Origin of the sequence: Planktothrix sp. FACHB-1355, from assembly GCF_014748295.1 — a bacterium.
Classification (GTDB): Bacteria; Cyanobacteriota; Cyanobacteriia; order Cyanobacteriales; family Aerosakkonemataceae; genus Aerosakkonema; species Aerosakkonema funiforme_A.
The window spans coordinates 1-5915 of record NZ_JACJUP010000335.1; the positions used below are offsets into that span (position 1 = coordinate 1).

The window sequence follows — 5915 nt, forward strand, 5'->3', positions numbered from 1 at the left end:
GCGATCGGTTTATAAAAAAATACTGAGAAAAAATGAAAAAAAATTTATCCGATATGGCAGAATTTGCTCAAAAAGCAAAATTACCCTTCCTGGGGGTAAAATCAGAAACTATTTCGTCAGAAGATGACTTATTCATAGAAGTAGTTCCCACAGGCGACTTACTCGGTTGCCTAGATTGCCCAACTATCAACGAAATTAACACTAACGGAATGTTGGTTGTGGTAGGTTGGATCGGGAGCAAAAACTCCCCCATTCAATCCCTCAGCTTGTCCAGAGACGGCTTACCAGAAGAGCCGATATCCTACGGTTTGCCTCGTCCTGACGTAGCACAAGTATTCCCCGACTTGCCAAACGCAGCGTTATCTGGATTTCGGTGGAATATCTTTTTAGGGCCGAACTACTCCGGAAATATTATCATCACAATTTGGGCAGTCCTCGAAAATGGCGAAAAGATTTGTTGTTTTACTCGCCGCATTAGAGTGCAGCCCTCTCCATCAGAGCAAGTTAAACGCTTCAACCCAATTCTTTTTATTTACGGTGCCGCACGCAAAGCAATCGCAGCATACCAACACGGACGCTTATCGCCTTCTCCATTTGAGTGGGTTCGCAAACTGCGGATTTACTATCAACAACAGAAAAACGATCGCCAAATCGCTCTCGAAAGTTTCAACGTAACTCATCCTTGGCAACTGCAAGACCCCTATCAAAGATGGCTAGAAACAAACCGTCTCACCCCAAAGCTTTTAGCACGCATGGCAGAAGATGCTCAAAAGCTAAAAAACAGCGGCCCGAAAATCAGCATTGTTGTTCCCGTTTATAACACGTCGGAAGCATTTCTCAGGGAGATGATTAATTCCGTCACCGAGCAAATTTATCCCAATTGGGAACTTTGCTTAGCTGACGATGCTTCCACCAAGCCTCACGTCAAAGAAGTTTTGACAGAAGTACAAGCATCGGACTCCCGCATAAAAGTAACTTTTAGACAACAAAACGGACACATCGTAGCAGCGACAAACTCTGCCTTGGATTTAGCTACAGGTGAATACGTTGGCTTCTTAGATCACGACGATCTCTTATCGCCGGACGCCCTACTGCACGTTGCCGAATGTATTAGCAACAATCCCGATGTCGATTGGATTTACACAGACGAAGACAAAATCGATGAAACTGGACGCAGGTACGATCCCCAACTGAAGGGTGCCTGGAGTCCAGAAATGATGCTCACCCACAATTTTACCCAGCACTTTACTGTCATCCGCAAAACAATAGTCGAGCGAGCCGGTCGGATGCGAAAAGGTTTTGAAGGAGCTCAAGACCTGGATTTATTTTTACGAGTCACCGAACACACAAATATAGATAAAGTTAAACACATTTCCAAAGTTTGCTATCACTGGAGATCCCATTCCGAAAGTACAGCTTCCCACGGCACGCAAAAACGCTACGTATTCGATAGTGCCTATCGCGGCATATCAGATACAATTCAACGTCGCGGTCTCAAAGCCCAACCATTTTTGCCTGCCCTTGCAGAAAAGCACGGCTTATGTTTGTATCAATTGAAGTGGGACGCCAGCTTGCTAGCGGAAAATCCCGTAACTATTGCCATTCCCACCAGAGACAAAGTTGAACTGCTAGAAAAATGCGTAGCTAGTTTAGAAAGAACTGTTGATAAGCGTTACGTAAAGCTACTCATCATAGATGATGACTCCCAGGAGAAGAAAACTCACGACTATCTCAAAAAATTAGTACAAAATCAAGTCCTACAATGCCGAGTCATTCACTCAGGACGAACTAAGGAACCTTTCAATTACGCAAGGTTAATGAACCTCGCTGCTAAATACGTCGATACGCCCTATATGCTTCATCTCAACAACGATATAGAAGCGATCGCCCCAGGCTGGTTAGAGGACATGGTAGGCTGGATGTCAATAGATGATGTGGCCATAGTAGGTGCTAAACTTTTATATCCCGATCGCACTATTCAACACGCAGGTGTAGTCATTGGGCCCCATAATGGACTCGCCGATCATCTATTCCATAATCTACACACAGAAGAAATAGGTTATATTGTTTTACCCCATGCCGCACGCAATCTATCGGCAGTCACCGGTGCTTGTCTTTTAACGCCAACCGCTTTATACAGAGAATTAGGTGGCTTTGACGAACAAAACTTCGCAGTACAATACAACGACGTAGACTACTGTTTGCGCGTTATTCAATCTGGCAAACGAGTTGTTTTTACACCTCAAGCAACTCTCATCCACGTTACCAGCGCTTCCAGAGGCAAAGATTACGATTACCGAGAACATTTAAATTTTCTCAGCAGATATCCGAATTTTCGAGACCCCTACTTCAACGAAAATTTAGATATAGAATCCATGTGGATGGCAGTAAATCCAGCCAAATACTGTCATACAGAACGAGTGGGTAAATTAAAAGTACTGGTAATTACCCACAATTTAAATTTGGAAGGAGCGCCTTTAATTATTTACAACTATGCGCGTCACTTTGCTACAGCGGGCGAGTATCAGGTCAACGTCATATCTTCAGAAGATGGCGTTTTGCGAGATTTTTATGAAGAATTAAACATCCCTGTAAAAATCGTTTCCAACCAAGTACCACTGAGCGACGAATCGGTAGAAGAATTTCGCAATCGGTTAAGAAAATTAGGAGATCGCCTCGATCTATCTTCCTTCGATATAGTCGTAGCCAACACCTTACTAACTTTCTGGGGTGTGGAAATGGCACGGTTATTCGGATTGCCAAGTATTTGGAATATTCACGAAAGCATCAGTATCGAACAAAGCATCAAGCACTGTTTTGGAGAAGGCTCAGAAGAGTCTATGCGACAATTGCTGAAAGATTGTTTTGTCAATGCTAATAAAGTTGTTTTCCAAGCTGAAGCGACCTGTAACTTGTTTCAGAGGTTGAATGCTAAAGATAATTTCCGCACCTTTCCCGGTGCAGTTCCTATAGACAAAATCAACCAATTCCGCCGCTCTCATAATAAATCTGACCTACGCGCTAAATATGGTATTAATCCAGACGATCTCGTTCTCACGATGGTGGGAACTATTTGCGAACGGAAGGGACAGCATATTTTAGTAGAAGCGATCAAAGAACTGCTAACTCGCTACCCCGAACGGAATGCAGGCTTATCTTTCGTTATAGTTGGCGGTAACGTGCCCAGTTACCTCAACTTCGTACAGCATCAAATCAAAGCATTAGAACTGACAAATGTCTATATTTTTGACAAAACTAAAGATATCTTTGACTTTTTTGCTCTGAGCGATGTTTTTGTATTCTCAAGTTTTGAAGAGTCGTTCCCTAGAGTAATTTTAGAAGCAATGGCATTTCAACTCAAAATTGTCAGCACCAACGTTTTTGGTATTCCGGAAATGGTTAGTGATGGACATGAAGCATACTTAGTGCCATCTGGCAACCCGAAAGCTTTAGCTGATGCAATTGAGGAATGCTTGAAAAATCCAGAAAAATCGGCGCGTATGGCTAGCAATGCTTATGCTAAAGTTTGTAGAATGTTCGATGAAAAAGACCTGCTCGAAAAGCATCTTTTACTGACTAAACAAGTAGCCCTAGAGGAAACCAATTGATTTAATTTGATATGAAAATAGACAGCAAAGAACGAAAACCTGACTTCTTGATTATAGGAGCCCAAAGGGGTGGAACTACCTCTATGTACGGTTATATAAATTCTCATCCCCAGGTTGTCCCAGCCCAAAGAAAAGAAGTACATTTCTTTGACTTTAACTTTCATAAAGGTGCTGATTGGTATCGAGATCAATTTGCCAGATTTGCTAAATCTGTTGACCGGGAAACGGTACAACAAGATGTTGCAAAAGTAGAAAATAATTTTCTTATTGGGTTTATCACCGGTGAAGCTAGTCCTTATTACCTTTTTCATCCTTTGGTTCCCCAGCGCGTTTACAATTTATTTCCCCAAATCAAGCTAATTGTGCTGTTGAGAAATCCGGTTGCTAGAGCAATTTCTCATTACTATCATGAGGTAAAGTTAGGATTCGAGAATCTGTCCCTAGAGGATGCGATCGCAGAAGAAGAATTTCGGCTCAAAGGCGAACTCGAAAAAATATTAAGCCGGGAAACTTACTACAGCTTCAATCATCAGCATTATACCTACCTTTCCAGAGGTATTTATATCGAGCAGATCGCAAATTGGATGTCCTTTTTTCCTAAAGAACAATTTTTGATCCTCAAAAGCGAGGATTTTTACAACGATCCGCAAGCCATTTTACATCAAGTATTTGATTTTCTACGTTTGCGTCCTCACAAGCTTGATAAATATGACAAATGGAATACTGCCGATTATGACATAGAAGATGTTAGCGAAGCAACACACCATCAACTAAAACAATATTTTCAGCCTTATAACCGCAAATTATCAGAGTATTTGGGGAGAGATTTTGATTGGGAATAAAGATAAGTCCAGCCATAAGTGGATTCATCCAAATGGCGTAAAGTTTTTAATTATCGCTCTGTTAGTTCTGGGCGTATTTTTTCGCTTCGTAAATTTGGATAAAAAAGTATACTGGGGAGATGAAGTTTTTACGTCATTGCGGATTGCCGGTTACACGTTGACAGAAGCAACACAGGAATTATTCAATAACAAACCAAAAACTCTCGCAGAGTTACACCAGTATCAGCAACCTCGTCCCGACAAAGGTATAACCGATACTATTAAATCTTTGGCAGCGGAAGACTCCCAACATCCGCCATTATATTATATAATCGCCCATTATTGGGAAAAGTTATTTGGTTCTGAATTGGCAGTGAAAAGAAGTTTACCTGCCCTCATTAGTTTGTTAGCTTTCCCTGGCATTTATTTTTTATGTTGGGAATTATTTAACTCACCGATGGTAGGCTGGGTAGCAGTAACAATTGTCGCAGTTTCCCCGTTCCACGTACTTTACGCACAAGAAGTACGGGAGTATAGCTTGTGGACAGTTACTATATTGTTATCCAGTTGGTTATTGCTGCGAGCTATGCGCCTTAACACAAAATTTAGCTGGATAATCTATGCAGCTAGTTTACCATTATTATTGTATACTTACTTATTCTCGATATTAATTGCGATCGGACAAGCAATTTATGTATTTGTAAGCGAAGGATGGCGCTGGCACAAGAAACAAATAGCATTTTTGTTCGCATCCAGCTTTGGGTTGCTAACATTTACGCCTTGGTTGTGGATTGTTGTTAATAGTTTGTCTAGTATTCAAAGTACAACCAGTCAGTTTGCAGAAAAAGTAGACCTGCGGTCTTTGCTGCAAATTTGGAGCTTTAACCTTAGCCGCGTTTTTATAGATTTAGATAGTCAGGGTAAAGTTGTAAATTTTGGCAATCCAATTGCAGTGGTTATCCGAGTAGCTGTTATATTAAGCATCGCTATTTTGGTAGGATACTCGATTTATTTTATTTGCGATCGCACTCCCAAAAGAGTATGGTTATTTATCTTAACTTTAATGGGCGTGACAGGGCTTGCCCTCATACTCCCCGATTTAATTGTAGGTGGTATCCGCTCTGGCGTTCCTCGTTATCTCGTACCCTGTTATTTGGGCATTCAACTAGCAGTCGCTTATACTATTTTTATGATGTGTTACGCAGAAATTTTCCCGCACACCTCTTATGGTAACACCGGGTTCGATAGCGGGGGGATTTTCAGTTTAGGAATCAACAGCAAAAAATTTTCTCATCTGTGGCGATCGATCGCCCTGGCGATGCTATCAGTAGGTGTTTTATCATGTACTATTAGTTCTCAAGCCGAATCTTGGTGGAACAAATATGGCAGCTATTACAATCCTGAAGTAGCTAGGATTATTAACCAGCACAAAAGCCCCCTTGTCATCAGTAGCGGTTATGTGCCCAGAGTCTTATCTCTTAGCTAT

At 41.5% G+C, this 5915-nt stretch carries 3 protein-coding genes; all 3 read left to right on the top strand.

The window, feature by feature from the left end; genetic code table 11:
- The first annotated feature begins 32 nt into the window (after positions 1-32).
- On the top strand, positions 33-3608 hold the full coding sequence (locus H6S82_RS15175; RefSeq protein WP_190468982.1) for a glycosyltransferase: 3576 nt from the start codon (positions 33-35) through the stop codon (positions 3606-3608).
- Positions 3609-3619: 11 nt separating this feature from the next.
- Positions 3620-4450: a sulfotransferase domain-containing protein gene (locus H6S82_RS15180; protein ID WP_190468979.1), complete on the top strand. Its 831-nt coding sequence runs from the start codon at positions 3620-3622 to the stop codon at positions 4448-4450.
- Positions 4437-5915: glycosyltransferase family 39 protein (locus H6S82_RS15185; RefSeq protein ID WP_191056374.1), on the top strand; the 1479-nt coding region annotated here is incomplete at its 3' end. The genes H6S82_RS15180 and H6S82_RS15185, both read left to right, overlap by 14 nt.